Source organism: Rhodococcus sp. DMU2021 (assembly GCF_019641445.1).
Lineage (GTDB): Bacteria > Actinomycetota > Actinomycetes > Mycobacteriales > Mycobacteriaceae > Rhodococcus > Rhodococcus pyridinivorans.
This window is the reverse complement of the sequence record NZ_JAIFKB010000001.1, coordinates 659274-674360: the sequence shown is the minus strand read 5'-3', so window position 1 is coordinate 674360 and position 15087 is coordinate 659274. Positions and strand designations below refer to the sequence as shown.

Below are 15087 nucleotides of genomic sequence, written 5' to 3'. Positions count from 1 at the left end.
CCTAGGCTGACGCGGTGTCTCTCAGGTTCGCCATCCTCACCGCACTGGTCGAGCGCGACAGCACCGGACTGGAACTGACGCGGCGCTTCGACCGGTCGATCGGGTACTTCTGGCCCGCGACCCACCAGCAGATCTACCGAGAACTGGACCGGATGCGGGCGGGCGACCTGATCCGTGAAGTCCCGACGGACGGAAAACCCGGTCGCGGTCAGCCCCGACGTTTCACCATCACAGCGGACGGTCGCCGACTGCTGCGCGGCTGGATCTCCGAGATCGAGGATCCGGACGTGGTGCGCTCCGGTGTCTCCGTGCGCCTGCGCGCGGCCGCGGCGCTCGACGATCCCGACGCCGCGCGTCCCGCGCTGGAACATCAACGCGCCTACCGGACGGCGATGCTCGAGCAGTATCGTGCCATCGAGCAACGCGACTTCGTCGAGGTCCGGGGCGACGCGCGGAGCACCCTGCAACATCTCGTGCTCCGCCTCGGCATCCTCCTCGAAGAAACGTGGCTGACCTGGCTGGACGAGGCGCTCGACACGATCGACCGGCTCGACCCGACACCGGATTCCTCCGCCGACCGCAGCGGAACGGTCCCGTAGACCGGAACACGAGAACCGGGCCGAGGCGTACCACGCGAGGGAGGTCGGCTTGTCTACACGGATGCAGGTCTACCTGTCACGGTGCGTTTCCGGCCTCAGGGTCGACTGCCGTCAGCGCGGTGATCAAGGTCCGACTCGGCCGCATCACGGCCACGGTCTTGTCCCTGTCCGGCCGGTAGTAGCCGCCGATGTCGACCGGCGCGCCCTGCACCTCGTTCAACTCTCGCACGATCGTGTCCTCGTCCCTGGCCAGTGCCTCGGCCAGCGGGGCGAACTGTTCTGCGAGTTCCGGATCCTCGGTCTGCGCGGCAAGTTCCTGTGCCCAGTACATCGCGAGGTAGAACTGGCTGCCCCGGTTGTCGAGCTCGCCGACCTTGCGCGACGGGCTCTTGTTCGTCTCCAGCAGCTTGCCGGTCGCTGCATCGAGCGCGTTCGCCACGATCTTGGCGCGCTCGTTGCCGGTCTTGATGCCGAGGTCCTCCAGGCTTACGGCCAACGCCAGGAACTCACCGAGCGAATCCCAGCGCAGGTGGTTCTCCTCCACCAACTGCTTGACGTGCTTGGGCGCCGACCCGCCGGCGCCCGTCTCGTAGAGGCCGCCACCCGCCATCAGCGGCACGATCGACAGCATCTTGGCGCTCGTACCGAGCTCGAGGATGGGGAACAGGTCGGTGAGGTAGTCACGCAGGATGTTGCCGGTCGCGGCGATGGTGTCCATTCCGCGGTTCAGCCGCTCCAGCGTGTACCGCATCGAGCGCACCTGCGACATGATGTGGATGTCGAGGCCATCGGTGTCATGATCCTGCAGGTACAGCTCGACCTTCTTGATCAACTCGTTCTCGTGGGGGCGGTACGGGTCGAGCCAGAACAGGACCGGCATACCGGAGTTGCGTGCCCGGGTGACCGCGAGCTTGACCCAGTCGCGGATCGGCGCGTCCTTGACGGTGCACATGCGCCAGATGTCACCCGCCTCGACGTGCTGGGTGAGCAGCACCTCACCGGTCTCGGCATCGACGAAGTTGGCCTCGCCCGCCTCCGGAACTTCGAAGGTCTTGTCGTGCGAGCCGTACTCCTCGGCCTTCTGCGCCATGAGACCGACGTTGGGAACGGTACCCATGGTCGTCGGGTCGAACGCGCCGTTGGTCTTACAGAAGTTGATGATCTCCTGGTAGATGCGCGCGAACGTGGACTCCGGCATGACCGCCTTGACGTCCTTGGGTCGTCCGTCGGCGCCGTACATCTTGCCGCCCGAGCGAATCATTGCGGGCATCGAGGCATCCACGATGACATCGCTGGGGGAATGGAAGTTGGAGATGCCGCGTGCGGAATCGACCATGGCCAATTCGGGACGGTGCTCATGGCAGTTGTGCAGGTCCTGCTTGATTTCGTCGCGCTGCGTACTGGGCAGCGTCTCGATCTTGTCGTACAGGTCGCCGAGACCGTTGTTGACGTTGACGCCCAATTCGTCGAACAGCTTCTGATGCTTGGCGAAGGCGTCCTTGTAGAAGGTCTTCACCGCGTGGCCGAAGACAATGGGGTGCGAGACCTTCATCATCGTCGCCTTGACGTGAAGGGAGAACATCACGCCCGTCTTGCGCGCATCCTCCATCTGCTCCTCGTAGAACTCGAGCAACGCCTTCTTGCTCATGAACATGCTGTCCATGATGTCGCCCTCACCCAGCTCCACTTCGGGCTTGAGGACGATCGTCTCGCCCTCCTTGGTGACCAGCTCCATCCGGACCTTGCGCGCCCGGTCCAGCGTCATCGACTTCTCGCCGTGGTAGAAGTCGCCGTGCCGCATGTGCGCGACGTGGCTGCGTGAGGCCATCGACCACTCGCCCATGCTGTGCGGGTGTTTACGGGCGTACTCCTTCACCGCCCGGGGTGCGCGCCGATCGGAGTTGCCCTCACGCAGGACAGGGTTGACCGCACTGCCGAGAATCTTGCCGTAGCGCTCCCGGATGGCACGCTCTTCGTCCGTCTTCGGGGCGTCCGGGAAATCCGGGACCTGGTAGCCCTTGCTCTGCAGTTCCTTGATGGCAGCCAGGAGCTGCGGCACGGACGCACTGATGTTGGGCAGCTTGATGATGTTGGTCTCGGGCAGTTGCGTCAGACGACCCAGCTCGGCCAGGTTGTCCGGGACGCGCTGCTCTTCCGTGAGGTGCTCGGGGAACTCGGCCAGGATCCGCGCCGGCACCGAGATGTCGCTGGTCTCGACCTCGATGCCCGCGGCTCCAGCGAAGGTACGCACGATCGGCAGGAAGGCGTAGGTCGCAAGCAACGGCGCCTCGTCGGTCAACGTATAGATAATGGTCGACTGCTTGTCGGCGCTCATTCTTGTCTCGACTCCCTACGTCGGTCCGGTCCGCCTCACGAAATGCTCCGCGTGCGGGATTGCATCGGGTATCAGGCTACGTGCGAGAACTCGAGAACGACATTTACTCGCCGGTAACTCGAACTCCGCCGACAGGCTTCGACGGCCCCTCGGGCGCCCAACCGTCGACCTCATGTCCGCTCGCGACCGAGAACGCCGCAGTCCTGCGAGCCACCGCTTCGATGGCCCCTCGACCTGTCGTAACGCGGGTGCGACCGGCGCACAGCATCGCCGTCAGTAAAGAAGTCTTCACAAGCAGTGGGAAGACTACTGTCACAAGCGATTCCGTTGTCGAACCGGACTGCGATCCCTCGTCCGTCCGATCGCGGCTCGAATGCCGACGCCGGAAGATGCTGTCGGCGGGGACGATCGTTCCGTCGAGAATCGAGGTTCGTCGATCGTTGCTTGGGGGAGACGACCGCGGACCCGAGAGGGAACCGCACGCCTGCGTCCCGATGAAGTACTTCACATTTCTCGCCGACGACTCGACCCGAGCGTCTACCGACAGGAGCCCGCCACTACTCCGACATCAATCGCAGGCGGGCGCGGGAACATCCTCGAACAGCGGCGACCCGATCGGCACGAGGTACACCACGTCGAGGATCACCGGTTCCGTGCCGAGATTGCGACCGACGTGCAGATGGTCCGGACCCGAGGGTTCGTTGATGAAATCACCGGTCTCGAACGTGACAGGCTCGCAGTCTCCTTCAGGATGCGTCAAGGTGCCGGCCCGCACGATGCCGAGCACGGGACCATCGTGATAGTGCCAACCGGTGCTACCGCCCGGTTCGATGGTGATCTCCCGGGCCACGGCGTGCACGCCGTCGGGTACGAACGGCAGCAGTCCCGGTGGCACCTCGATGTCCACCCATGTCACCCCTGAGATGCCCTCGCTCGGAGTGGCGTAGGCCCACCCGGGTATCGCCACCGCTACTGCACATGCCGTCGCCGCGAGTACACCCTGCACAGAGCGCTTCATGCGCACGGACGCTACCGTCTACACGACACTGCTGCAGGACAGCTCGCATTGCGACCCGCTCGCCTGCACCCGCGTCACTGTCGCCGGGTACGTCGAGCGGCCCGAAGGCGAGGAACTGGCCGCCGCGCGCGAAGCCCACCTGGCCGCTGTCCCCGGGACCCGCGTGTACATCGATTTCAGCGACTTCACGCTCTGGGTTCTTCGGGTTCGGCGCGTGCGCTGGGTCGGTGGGTACGGGCGGATGGATTCGGCCACCGCCGAGGACTATGCCGAAGCATTGCCGGATTCTGTGACCCCGTCGGCAGCTCGTGCGATCGCGCATCTCAACGACGATCACGCCGACGCGCTGCTGGCGATGGCCCGGAAGCTCGGCGGGTTCCCGGATGCGGCGGCGGCAACCTGTGTCGGAGCGACCGATACGGCCTCGACCTCGATGTCACCACGCCGCATGGGCGAGCCATGACGCATGCCGGCTATCTGTCACCGCCCGACTCCGACTACGAATTGCGCTCAGCAACAGTTGCTTTGGCTCGCGCGGCGCACCGCCAGACCGTCGTGGACACGTCCGTCTGCATCGACGTCGGCGGCGAGGGCGACACGGTAGTCGAGTCCCGCCTCGTTCACCGTGACGCCGACAGGTGCAGGTCGTGCCGGGCGGCGAGCGCGAGGGCGTCGGTGACATCGAAGGGTCTCATGCGGTTCACGCTCTCTTCGCCGCGTCGTTCCGGTCTACCGATATCCTCGGACGGTGGTGGCGGCCCACGTGCTGCTACAGGCGGGGAACAGGTCGGCCCCACACGCGTGTCCTGCCCGGGAATCGCCGCCCACTCGTGGCAATGTCCACAGAATGCATCCGTACGACCAGGGGTTCGAGCCTCCGCAAGCGTGCTCCGAGTGGTGCCGGGCACGCTCGTTCGACCTGCAGGTGCTCGACGAGGGCGTCACTGTCGACCTCAAATGGTGGAACAGCCACCTCGAACGGACCGGGCACGATATCCGCCTCCGGGGACGGAATCTCGACGGACGGATCATCGACGACGGCGACGCGATCGTCCAACGCAACGACCTCCGCCTCGACAGTGAACTGATCGAAGCCGACCACGCCGGTCTGGGGCTGTTGTTCCTGTGCGCGGCCTGGCGCAGCGCACATCCGCGACGACGCGGTGCCCGACGTTTTCCGGACGTCCGCGACGCACACGCCCCGAAGGACCGGGACCGGTTCACCAAGATCAAGGGAGTCCTCGACTACTGCGCGAAGACCAAGTCGCTACCCGACACCGCGCGGCAGACCTGGTCCGGATGGCCGGACACCCCCGGCGTCGGCGTATCGCTCCTGGCGACCTATCTGTGGGCGGTCGAGGTGCGGACCGAGGCGGGCCCGGCGCAACTTCTCGATCAGCACGCGGTGTCGACGCTCATCCACGAAGGGTGGCTCGAGGATCCGTCGGTCGCCGACTTCACGCTGCGGCGCTATCACCGGTACCTCGAACTCCTCAACATGTGGGCGTCGTTGATCGCCACGCGTCCGGAGATGGTCGAGATGTGGCTCGTCGACCGGTGGCACGCCCGAATCTGCGAAGCCCGGGACGGGTCGCACGCGACTCCGCGATTGTTCTGATCCTCTTGGGCGTCGCGGTGAGGCCGCCCGAATCGTCCCGTGGAGGCTGATGCACACTCGCAGAATGGGGTCACCGACTACGACGACCATCACCATGACGACCGGCGCGCAGCCGATTCCACAGCCGCGATGGAGACTGCCGCTGGTGGGTGATCTGCTCAGCATCGACGTGGCCAAGCCGGTTCAGCGTGAGATGCAGATGGCACAGGAACTCGGTGGGATCTTCGAACGCAAGATCCTCCAGCACCGGTTGATCGTGGTCTCGGGCGCCGATCTGGTGCGCGAGGTCAACGACGAGGACAAGTGGGCGAAGTTCCTCGGCAAGCCGCTGCGCAAGCTTCGCGTCATCGCCGGCGACGGACTGTTCACCGCGTTCAACTCCGAACCGAACTGGAGCAAAGCCCACAACATCCTCGGCCCGGGCTTCAGCCAGGCCGCGATGCGCGGCTATCACGACTCGATGCTCACCGTCGTCGACCGACTGGTCGACAGCTGGGACCGCGCAGCGGCCGACGGCGAGTATGTGGACGTGCCGAAGAGCATGACGTCGCTGACCTTCGACGTCATCGGCCGGTGCGGCTTCAGCTACGACTTCGACTCGTTCGGCCGCACCGAACCCGATCCGTTCATCGCGGCGATGAGCCGGGCGCTCGAGTACATCAACCGTTCGTCGAACGACATCCCCATCCTCCGGACACTGTTCGGCCGCAGTGCCAGGGAGCAGCATGAACACGACATTGCGCTGATGCAGGAGACGGTCGATCGCATCGTCGAGGAGCGGATGCGCTCCGGCGAGCAGCACGGCGATCTGCTGGACCTGATGATGCACACCGTCGATCCCGACACCGGCGAGCCGCTCGACCGTGAATCGATCCGCAATCAGGTGCTGACCTTCCTGGTCGCGGGTAACGAGACCACCGCGGCCACTCTGGGGTTCGCGGTCCATTTCCTGAGCCGACATCCCGAGGTGGTGGCGAAGGCACGCGTCGAGATCACCGAGGTCGTCGGTGCCGACGGCCGGATCGGGTACGAGCAGGTCGCCAAGCTGCGGTATGTGCGGCGGGTGGTGGACGAGACGCTGCGGTTGTGGCCGGCCGCCCCGGGTTATTTCCGCAAGGTACGCGGTGAGACCACCCTCGGCGGACGGACGCTGCCGAAGGGTTCGTGGGTGTTCGTGCTGTTGCCGCAACTGCACCGCGACCCGCTGTGGGGCGACGATCCCGAGCGGTTCGACCCGGACCGGTTCGAGCCCGCGGCCGTGCGCAAACGGCCGGCGCACATCTTCAAACCGTGGGGCACCGGCATCCGGGCCTGTATCGGTCGGCAGTTCGCGCTGCACGAGGCGGTGCTCACGCTCGCATCGCTGATCCGGCGGTACGACTTCGCTCCGGAACCGGGCTACGAACTCGACGTTCACGAGGCGATCACATTGAAGCCCCGTGACCTACGGGTGCGGCTCTCCCCCGCATGACCCGTCGCGTCGCCCCGGCAAGAGGGACGGCGGTCGGGTCGTCGACAGAGGCTGGCCGATCGGTGGCGACGAGCACGGCGATCCTTCCGATCATGCACTGAAGGACCACACGTCATCGCTCTATGCTCGGACGATGTTCCTTCTCTTCGGCTTCGGCACCAAGCGACAGAATCTCGGTCCAGGGCAGAACCGGACGTGTCCGCGCTGCCACAACACCACGCAGTGGCTCCGGATCCGGGAGTCCAAGCAGTTCACGCTGTTTTTCGTGCCGGTCGCGCGGTGGGGCCGCCGACAGTTGGAGCAGTGCGGGATCTGCGGTACCGCCGTGGAGATGTGAGCCCGGTCAGTCGGGATCGGCGAAGGCCACGAACGTCCTCGGCTGCCGTTCGGAGACGTGCCGTCATCCAGGCACCGCCCGCCTCCGGCGTGCAGACCGTGACCGAACCGTTATAGTCGGCGTCGTGACTACAGTTCTCGGTGTCTCGGTCGGTGCCAGCGCGGTGCGCTTTGCGCGACGTGACACCGGGAGCCTCGACAGGCCCGTCTTCGGATCCCACTCGATGCCCGCCCTGCTCGACCGGCCGGCCGAGCTGGCCGCGGAGTCCATCGAGACGATGCTCGCCGAAACCGACGAGATCGAGCAGGTGCGCGCCATCGGCGTCGCCTACCAGAACGAGACGCAGGCCGATTTCGTCCAGGGCGCGATGAGCCGCCTGGACATCGACAACTTCCGGCTCGTCCCGGAAGTGACCGCCGCGCTCGAAATGCTGGAAACCACAGGAGATCTCGACGACCACGAGACACTCGTGTTCTACGACCTCGGCAGCTCGGGCCTCACCGTCACCGTCGTCGATCGGGGCACCCGCATCGCATTGAGCACGGCACGCTCGGACCGGATCAGCGGCGACCTCGTCGACCACCTGATCTACGACCACCACGTCGAACTGCAGCGCTTCGCCGAGCCGGCCGACATGGCGGCGCAGCGGGCCCTCACCGCCCGGTGCCGCGACGCGAAGGAGCAGCTGTCCTCGAAGGACGCGGTGTGCATGCCCGGCGAGGGGGGTCTGCTACTGCTCTCGCAGGCCAGCTTCGATTCGCTCATCGACGGACCCGTGAAGGCCTCGGCCCGCCTCACCCTCGACGTCATCCGCCGCTCGGGACGCACTCCCGACGCCGCGGTGCTCATCGGAGGCGGAGCGAACATTCCACTGGTCACCGCCGTGATGGAGTCGTGGCTCGACATTCCGGTGATCGTGCCCTCGCAGCCCGAACTCGTGGCGGCGGAAGGCGCGGCGCTCCTCGCCCGCCCGGACACTGCGAAGGTCGTCGAGACGGCGGAGTTCGCTGCGCCGACGGAGTTCACCGAGACCGCACAGTTCGCCCCGCAGCTGGTCGCGCCGGACGCACCGACCGCAAGCTTCGCTGCCCCCGACATCCGGCAGGAGACCGAGACGCCCGCGCAGCCGCGGAACCGTCGACGCCTCCTGCTCGCCGGTGGTGCCGTCGTCGTCGCAGCGGCGATCGGCCTCGGTGTCGACCTGCTGCAGAATTCCGGTCGCGATCCGCAGCCCACCTCCACGCACCAGGAGACGCAGGAGCCACCGGCAGCGGAACCGCGGCCCATGACCACCACGGACGCATCGCCCGCGCCGGAAACCGTCCCGGCAGTGTCGGACGAGCAGTCGACGGCCATCGATCGCAGCGAGACCCGCACCACCTACCGGCCGCAGACGACGGCGGAGACCTCCGCGCAGGTCCCCATCACCACCGGCGCGCAGGACGATGCGGCAGCCGACACCTCGGTGCCGTCACTCGAACCGGAGCCGGCCCCAATGGTCCCCGGGCTCCCCCAGTTCGAGCTGCCGACGCTGCCGCCGCCTCCGCAGATCCAGCTCCCGCAGCTGCCCAGCATTCCCGGGTTCTGATCAATCAGCCGGAGACCGCCGCGGTGCGGCGCGCCGTCTCCGGTTCCGGATGAGGCAGCAGTCGCTGCCACCACCGGGCCACCTGCGGACTAGGAATCAGTCGCGCGATATGGAACCGGTTCGTCTCGGGTCCGGTGCGAACCGGCGACGCGGGCGGCAGGATCCGCTTCCGCGGAGGCGGACGGCCGGGGGCCGACCGTGGCCGCGGAGACCTTCGAGGCGCTGGGGGCACTCGCCGACGCGGCCGATGCCCACGCCCTGGCCCCGATCGCGTACCGCGACCACGCCGACACCCAACGGTCCGTCGAAGCCGCCGCCGCGGCCGCGGCACTGGCTGCGCGATGCGATCACGCCTCGTCGCCTGCGCTGGACGAAGCGGCCCGCCCACTCCCCCTGACCAGCCGGGAACGGGAGTTCGCCGCCATGGTCACCGCCGGGCTGTCCAACCGGCAGATCGCCGACCGGCTCGTGGCGCCGGTCGGCACCGTCGAGGGGCACATCTACCGGGCGTGCACCGAACTCGACGTCTCCGACCGCACGGAGCTCGCCGAGTTGATGCGCGACACCGGCCGGCGCTAGCGCGACCTCCGGTTCATCCCATCGACTTCGATCCGTCGAGGGACTCGCGGATGATGTCGGCGTGTCCGGCGTGCTGCGTCGTCTCGGCGACGATGTGCAGCAGCGCGCGACGCACCGACCAGGCGTCCTCGATGTTCCAGGGGGCCTTGGGGAGTTCGTGGACGACGTCCAGCGACGGCAGCGTGCGCACCAACTCGTCGGTTCGGGCCGCCACCTCGTCGTAAGCGCGCAGCGCACCTTCGAGGGTCTCACCGGGCTGCAGCTGGAAGTCCTTGTCGCGTTCGGCGAAATCCTCTTCGGTCCACTCGGTGAAATCCTTCTCCATGTAGTCGGCTCCGACCACGAGGAAATCCGCCCAACCCCGCTCGACCTCGGTGACGTGCTTGATGAGACCACCGATCGTCAATTTGCTCAACGTCGTTCGCTGAGACGCCTGTTCGGTGGTGAGATCGCGGGCCGTGAACCGCAGGAAGTGCCGAGCGTGGGCGAGGCTCGACAGCAGATCCCGGCGTTCCTGGTCGAGGGTCGGGGTGGCGTTCCGGGTGGTGGTGCTCTCGGTCATCGGGTGCTCCTCGTCGTCGTGATCCGGCAAGATCTACGTTACGAGCCATTGGTGCCAGTTCCTGTCACTTATAGGTCGGCAGGTGCGGAAGAATGAGGTCATGTCCGACACGAGCTCCCGCATCCTGCGGCTTCTGTCGCTGTTGCAGACCCACCGCTACTGGCTCGGCGCCGAACTCGCCGACCGGATGGGCGTCTCGTTGCGCACCCTGCGCCGCGACATCGAACGGCTCCGCGATCTCGGATATCCGGTGCGGTCCGATCGCGGGGTCGGCGGTGGGTATCAGCTCGCGCCGGGCGCGTCGTTGCCACCACTGGCTCTCGACGACGACGAAGCGGTCGCGCTCGCGGTCGGCCTACTCACCGCGGCCCAGACCTCGATCACCGGGATCGCCGAGATCTCCGTGCGCGCGCTGGCCAAGGTCATCCAGGTGATGCCGCCGCGACTGCGACGCCAGGTGGAGGCGATCGATGCGGCGACGGTCTCCGCCGATATCCCCTGGGCGACCCGCGCGACCGATTCGCAGCAACTCGTCACCGTCGCGCGCGCCTGCCGCGACGACGAACGCATCGTCTTCCAGTACACCGCCGCCGACGGCACCGCGACGGGCCGGCGCGTCGAACCCCGGCAGCTCGTCTCCCTCGGGCGACGCTGGTATCTCGTCGGCTACGACCTCGACCGCGGTGACTGGCGCAGCTTCCGGCTCGACCGCATGGCCGAGACCACGGCCACCGGGATGCGTTTCCGACAACGCGAGCTGCCCGGCGGCGACGCCGCGGCCTTCGTCGAACGCGGCATCCGCAGCCGCTCCCAGGTGAAGGTCAGCGCCGAACTGGAGGCGTCGGAGCACGAGGTGCGCCGCCGGATCGGTCAGTGGGCCGAGGTGATCGCGATCGACTCCGAACGGTGCCGGATCGAGGTGGACGCCGACAGCATGGACTGGGCGGTATTCGCCGTGGGTATGTCCGGTGGGCGGCTGCTCGGCGCGTCGCCACCGGAGTTCGTCGAGTACCTGGAGAACTGGTCGAATCGGCTGGTCACCGCCGACGAACACTCGAAGTGACCATCCATCTGGCGCTATGACACATCCCACAATCGGCCGGGCATCGGAATGCCGTCGGGGGTGGGGGTGGTTGCGCCACCCATGGATCTGTTCACACCCGTAGCCCTCGGAGACCTCGAACTCGCGAACCGCATCGTCATGGCCCCGCTGACCCGCCTGCGTGGTGGTTCGGCCGGTGTACCCGGAGACCTGATCGTCGAGCACTACCGTCAGCGGGCGAGTGCCGGCCTGATCATCACCGAGGGAACCTATGTGAACTTCGAATCGCAGGCCTTCGTCGGTCAGCCCGGCATCGTCACCGACGAGCAGGTCGCCGGCTGGCGTCGCGTCGCGGATGCCGTGCACGAGCGCGACGGACGCGTCGTGCTGCAGTTGATGCACGGCGGCCGCGTCACGCATCCCGACGTCAACGGTGGCCGGCGTGTCGTCGGGCCGAGCGCGATCGCCATCGATGGCCAGGTGCACACCGAGCAGGGCAAGCAGCCCTACCCTACGCCGCACGCGCTGACCATCGACGAGATCCCGTCCGTCGTCGATGATTTCGTCGCCTCGGCTCGCCGCGCGATCGATGCCGGATTCGACGGCGTCGAGGTCCACAGCGCCAACGGCTACCTGTTGCACGAATTCCTCTCCCCTGCATCGAATGTGCGGGACGACAAGTACGGCGGTTCGGTGGAGAACCGGATCCGCCTCGTCGTCGAAGTCGTGAAGGCCGTGTCGGCGGCAGTCGGCGCCGGACGTGTCGGGTTGCGGATCTCTCCCGAGCACAACATCCAGGACGCAGTCGAGACCGATCGCGACGATGTGCGTGCTGTCTACGGCTCTCTGGTCGACGCCCTGCAGCCCCTGGGCCTGGCGTATCTGTCGGTCCTGCACAAGGAGCCGACCGGAGATCTGGCGCAGGAGCTCCGGAAGCGTTTCGGCGGCAAGGTGATCGCCAACAGCGGTTTCGGCTCGCCGACCACGCGTGACGAGGCCGTGCAGCTGATCGACGATTCGCACGCCGACGCCGTGGCCGTCGGCCGCGCGCTGATCGCCAATCCCGACCTGGCCGAGCGCTGGCGGGACGGGCATCCGGAGAACGCACCGCGTCCGGAGCTGTTCTATGCATCCGGAGCCGAGGGGTACACCGACTACCCGTTCCTGCAGACCGTCTGAGCGTAAGCCCTACGAGGCGCTCGGATCCTTGCGCGCCGAACCGTTTCTCGCCGCTGCTGTAGCGCGGGCGAGCCTCGGTTCGGCGCGCGAGGTCGTTTCGGTCTCCCGAGACAGGTCGGGCATCATCCGTTCGAGCACCGGCCGCCAGCGCGCCACATCATCCGGGAAACACGTGCTCAGCAGCTCGACCATCGCCGACGGAGCGATCGAAGCGCCGGGCGACGCCCCGAGCAACCCGGCGATGCTGCCGTCCGCGCTCGCCACGACCTCGGTGCCGAAGGTCAGGACCCCGACCCTGCGACGATCGGGTTTGACGAGCTGAGCTCGTTGCCCCGCGTCGATCAACTCCCAGTCGGACTCCCGCGCCTCGGGACAGAATCGCTGCAGCTGCCGGAACTTCCGCGCGCGGGACGCGAGCAGCTGGCCGACGAGATAGCGCACCAGCGACAGATTCTGCAGGCCCACCGCCACCAACGGGGCGATGTTGTGCAGGCGCAGGGTGGTGAACAGATCGGTGAGCCGGCCGCGTGTGAGCAATCTCGTGCTGAACGTGGCGTACGGCCCGAACATCAACCACTCGCGGCCGTCGACGACCCGCTTGTCGAGATGCGGCACCGACATCGGTGGTGCTCCCACGTCGGCCTGGCTATAGACCTTCGCTGCATGCTGGGACACCACGTCGGGCTCGCCGGTGCGCAGGAACTGCGCGCCGATGGGAAAGACGGCGAAACCTCGCACCTCCGGGATCCGGGCCTTCTGCAAGAGTTTCAGGGCGTACCCGCCGGCGCCGACGAACACGAACCGGGATCGGACCGAGAACCGTCCCGTCTTCGTGTGCCCGGAGACGGTCCACCGCCCGTTGGCGGCGCGGCGCAGGCGTGTGACCTCGTGTCCGGTACGAAGCTCGACGCCACGACGACGCGCGTCCGACAGCAGTCGGTGTGTCAGGGCACCGAAGTCGACGTCGGTGCCCGCCTCGTAGCGCGTGGCGGCGACCGGTTCGGAGCCCGAGCGACCGGTCATCACCAGCGGTGCCCACCGCGCGATCGCGTCGGGGTCCTCGCTGTACTCCATGGCCGAGAACAGCGGCGAGCGTTGCAGGGTGGCGTGCCGCTGTCGCAGATAGTCCACATCGCGTTCGCCGAAGACGACGTTCATATGCGGTGTCACGTTCACGAACGTCGCCTCGCCCGGGTCGTCGAGGGACTGCCAGAACTGCCGTGAGATCCGGAACTGTCCGCCGATCTCCTCGGCCCGGGTCGAATCCGCGGGATCGGGCATGTAGTTCAGTTCGCACAGACCTGCGTGGCCGGTGCCCGCGTTGTTCCATGGGGCGCTGCTCTCGGCCGCGACCTCGTCGAGTCGTTCCAGGACGAGGATCGACCGATCGGGTTCGAGCCGTGTCAGCAGTGCACCCAGTGTTGCCGACATGATGCCGCCGCCGATCAGGACGGCGTCGTACTCCTGGTCGCCGTACTGTGCTCCGTCGGCAGAATGCCTCCGATCCACCATCATTCACCTGCTTTCGCCGTTGTCGACCTTCAGCGTGCCCCCTTCCGATTCATCCGTCCAATGAGATCTTGCAGGCAGTACCATGCAGATATGGATTGGTATGTGACGCCCGAGACCGCAATGGTCGCCCCGCTGCTCGTCGCCTTCGACGCCGCGGCGCGCGAAGGTCACATCACGCGCGCGGCGGATCTGCTCGACGTTCCCCAGTCTTCCGTCAGTCGCCGCATCCGGGCACTCGAGAAGGCAGTGGGTGTGACGTTGTTCCAGCAGTCCGGGCGAGGGGTCGTGCTGACGACTGCCGGGAGGGAGTTGCACGAACGCACCCGGCATCTGGTCCGCGAACTCGACGGTGCGATCACCACGGTGCGTGAGCACGCCGATCCCGACCACGGCCTCGTCCGCTTCGGGTTCCCGCTCACCCTCGGGCCGGTGAGCATCCCGTCGTTGCTGGCCGAGTTCCACCGACTGGCCCCCGGCGTCCGGTTGCATCTGGTCCAGGCACACGGTGAAGAGCTCGCGGAGATGGTTCGCGACGGCCGGCTCGATCTCGCCGTCATCATCCCTCCACCGGAGGATCTGCCGGTCACCGTGCTCGCGCAACAGCGACTGTTGCTCCACCTCCCGAGCAGCCATCGACTCGCCGGCCGTGCCCGCCTCGACCTGCGCGATCTCGCGGACGATCACTTCATCGCCAGCCCACCCGACTATCACATCCGCAGAGAACTCGAATCAGCTTGCGAAGAAGCAGGATTCGAACCATACATCGCGTTCGAGATCAGCGAGTTCGAAACGATCCGGGCACTGGTCGCCCAGGGCCTCGGTGTCGCACTGCTGCCTCGCTCGGAAACGCCTGTGCCCGGAATCGTGACCGTGCCGGTCGCCGGAATCGCGAATCGCACCATCGGATTGACGACCGGGACGAGGACGCCGTCCCCGGCGGTCGCGCGACTGCACGCTCACATCGCCGGGCACGCCGATAGATTCGACGGTCGCCGGCTCGATTCGTAGGTATCGTCCATCGAACGCAAGACATGGCGCACAGCTTCGCGAGCCGTGCGCCATCTCCTGCGTCGCCGGTCCCGACAAGGCGCAAGTCCGGGTTCGAATGGTCGCCGGCGGGGTATGCCACACAGATGCGATCGCCCGCAAACAGTGGTACCCGACGCCGCTGCCTACCACCAGCAAGGCGGCGCACTGTGAGAACATGTTCGATCTGCGCCATCCGGGCAGGAGCCGGTAACGATCTG

13 protein-coding genes and 1 pseudogene are annotated in these 15087 nt (G+C 66.9%); 10 read left to right on the top strand and 4 right to left on the bottom strand.

Going from position 1 to position 15087, the window contains the following annotated elements; translation table 11 throughout:
* The first annotated feature begins 14 nt into the window (after nucleotides 1–14).
* A complete protein-coding gene (locus K3M35_RS03110; protein WP_006552020.1) occupies nucleotides 15–599 on the top strand; it encodes a PadR family transcriptional regulator in 585 nt (194 codons plus the stop codon).
* A 76-nt stretch (nucleotides 600–675) separates the two neighbouring features.
* On the opposite strand, the gene K3M35_RS03105 is transcribed toward K3M35_RS03110, so the two are convergent.
* Together K3M35_RS03105 and K3M35_RS03100 are read right to left on the bottom strand one after the other, a co-directional pair.
* Nucleotides 676–2934 (bottom strand): NADP-dependent isocitrate dehydrogenase, encoded by a 2259-nt coding sequence (locus tag K3M35_RS03105; RefSeq protein WP_019289382.1) that lies wholly within the window; start codon nucleotides 2932–2934, stop codon nucleotides 676–678.
* Between the two features lie 568 nt (nucleotides 2935–3502).
* Nucleotides 3503–3952 (bottom strand): cupin domain-containing protein, encoded by a 450-nt coding sequence (locus tag K3M35_RS03100; RefSeq protein ID WP_033098208.1) that lies wholly within the window; start codon nucleotides 3950–3952, stop codon nucleotides 3503–3505.
* 49 nt (nucleotides 3953–4001) lie between these two features.
* Here K3M35_RS03100 and K3M35_RS03095 point away from each other — a divergent pair.
* The 6 genes and pseudogenes from K3M35_RS03095 to K3M35_RS26590 all read left to right on the top strand — a co-directional run.
* A pseudogene (locus K3M35_RS03095) lies at nucleotides 4002–4492 on the top strand (DUF2470 domain-containing protein); the annotation flags it as partial.
* A 307-nt stretch (nucleotides 4493–4799) separates the two neighbouring features.
* Nucleotides 4800–5570, top strand: a complete 771-nt coding sequence (locus tag K3M35_RS03090; RefSeq protein ID WP_019289378.1) for a hypothetical protein — start codon at nucleotides 4800–4802, stop codon at nucleotides 5568–5570.
* Nucleotides 5571–5634: 64 nt separating this feature from the next.
* Nucleotides 5635–7041: a cytochrome P450 gene (locus K3M35_RS03085; RefSeq protein ID WP_259443473.1), complete on the top strand. Its 1407-nt coding sequence runs from the start codon at nucleotides 5635–5637 to the stop codon at nucleotides 7039–7041.
* A 133-nt stretch (nucleotides 7042–7174) separates the two neighbouring features.
* The gene (locus K3M35_RS03080; RefSeq protein WP_024100896.1) at nucleotides 7175–7378 is read left to right on the top strand and encodes a zinc-ribbon domain-containing protein; all 204 of its coding nucleotides are present in this window, start codon (nucleotides 7175–7177) and stop codon (nucleotides 7376–7378) included.
* Nucleotides 7379–7502: 124 nt separating this feature from the next.
* Nucleotides 7503–8966 carry an Hsp70 family protein gene (locus K3M35_RS03075; protein WP_220665953.1) on the top strand — a complete coding sequence of 488 codons (1464 nt, stop codon included), beginning with the start codon at nucleotides 7503–7505 and terminating at the stop codon, nucleotides 8964–8966.
* A 198-nt stretch (nucleotides 8967–9164) separates the two neighbouring features.
* A complete protein-coding gene (locus K3M35_RS26590) occupies nucleotides 9165–9545 on the top strand; it encodes a helix-turn-helix transcriptional regulator (protein ID WP_174556284.1) in 381 nt (126 codons plus the stop codon).
* A gap of 13 nt (nucleotides 9546–9558) precedes the next feature.
* Here K3M35_RS26590 and K3M35_RS03065 read toward each other — a convergent pair whose 3' ends face one another.
* Entirely contained in the window at nucleotides 9559–10107 is a 549-nt protein-coding gene (locus K3M35_RS03065; RefSeq protein ID WP_183079130.1) for a DinB family protein, read from the bottom strand.
* 100 nt (nucleotides 10108–10207) lie between these two features.
* Here K3M35_RS03065 and K3M35_RS03060 point away from each other — a divergent pair, with 100 nt between their 5' ends.
* Together K3M35_RS03060 and K3M35_RS03055 are read left to right on the top strand one after the other, a co-directional pair.
* The gene (locus K3M35_RS03060) at nucleotides 10208–11170 is read left to right on the top strand and encodes a YafY family protein (protein WP_019289373.1); all 963 of its coding nucleotides are present in this window, start codon (nucleotides 10208–10210) and stop codon (nucleotides 11168–11170) included.
* Nucleotides 11171–11251: 81 nt separating this feature from the next.
* The gene (locus tag K3M35_RS03055; protein ID WP_094980493.1) at nucleotides 11252–12328 is read left to right on the top strand and encodes an alkene reductase; all 1077 of its coding nucleotides are present in this window, start codon (nucleotides 11252–11254) and stop codon (nucleotides 12326–12328) included.
* A gap of 9 nt (nucleotides 12329–12337) precedes the next feature.
* Here K3M35_RS03055 and mqo read toward each other — a convergent pair whose 3' ends face one another.
* Nucleotides 12338–13843, bottom strand: coding sequence for a malate dehydrogenase (quinone) (gene mqo / locus K3M35_RS03050; protein ID WP_006552008.1), 1506 nt, complete (start codon nucleotides 13841–13843; stop codon nucleotides 12338–12340).
* An 87-nt stretch (nucleotides 13844–13930) separates the two neighbouring features.
* Here mqo and K3M35_RS03045 point away from each other — a divergent pair, with 87 nt between their 5' ends.
* Nucleotides 13931–14848, top strand: a complete 918-nt coding sequence (locus K3M35_RS03045; RefSeq protein ID WP_064060972.1) for a LysR substrate-binding domain-containing protein — start codon at nucleotides 13931–13933, stop codon at nucleotides 14846–14848.
* Nucleotides 14849–15087: the final 239 nt, after the last annotated feature.

Bases quoted from the DNA above. Each gene is read 5' to 3' on its own strand.
- K3M35_RS03060 (WP_019289373.1), top strand. From the start codon at position 10,208: ATGTCCGACACGAGCTCCCGCATCCTGCGGCTTCTGTCGCTGTTGCAG.
- K3M35_RS03090 (WP_019289378.1), top strand. From the start codon at position 4,800: ATGCATCCGTACGACCAGGGGTTCGAGCCTCCGCAAGCGTGCTCCGAG.
- K3M35_RS03105 (WP_019289382.1), bottom strand. From the start codon at position 2,934: ATGAGCGCCGACAAGCAGTCGACCATTATCTATACGTTGACCGACGAG.
- K3M35_RS03085 (WP_259443473.1), top strand. From the start codon at position 5,635: ATGGGGTCACCGACTACGACGACCATCACCATGACGACCGGCGCGCAG.
- K3M35_RS03055 (WP_094980493.1), top strand. From the start codon at position 11,252: ATGGATCTGTTCACACCCGTAGCCCTCGGAGACCTCGAACTCGCGAAC.
- K3M35_RS03080 (WP_024100896.1), top strand. From the start codon at position 7,175: ATGTTCCTTCTCTTCGGCTTCGGCACCAAGCGACAGAATCTCGGTCCA.
- mqo (WP_006552008.1), bottom strand. From the start codon at position 13,843: ATGATGGTGGATCGGAGGCATTCTGCCGACGGAGCACAGTACGGCGAC.
- K3M35_RS03100 (WP_033098208.1), bottom strand. From the start codon at position 3,952: ATGAAGCGCTCTGTGCAGGGTGTACTCGCGGCGACGGCATGTGCAGTA.
- K3M35_RS03065 (WP_183079130.1), bottom strand. From the start codon at position 10,107: ATGACCGAGAGCACCACCACCCGGAACGCCACCCCGACCCTCGACCAG.
- K3M35_RS03045 (WP_064060972.1), top strand. From the start codon at position 13,931: ATGGATTGGTATGTGACGCCCGAGACCGCAATGGTCGCCCCGCTGCTC.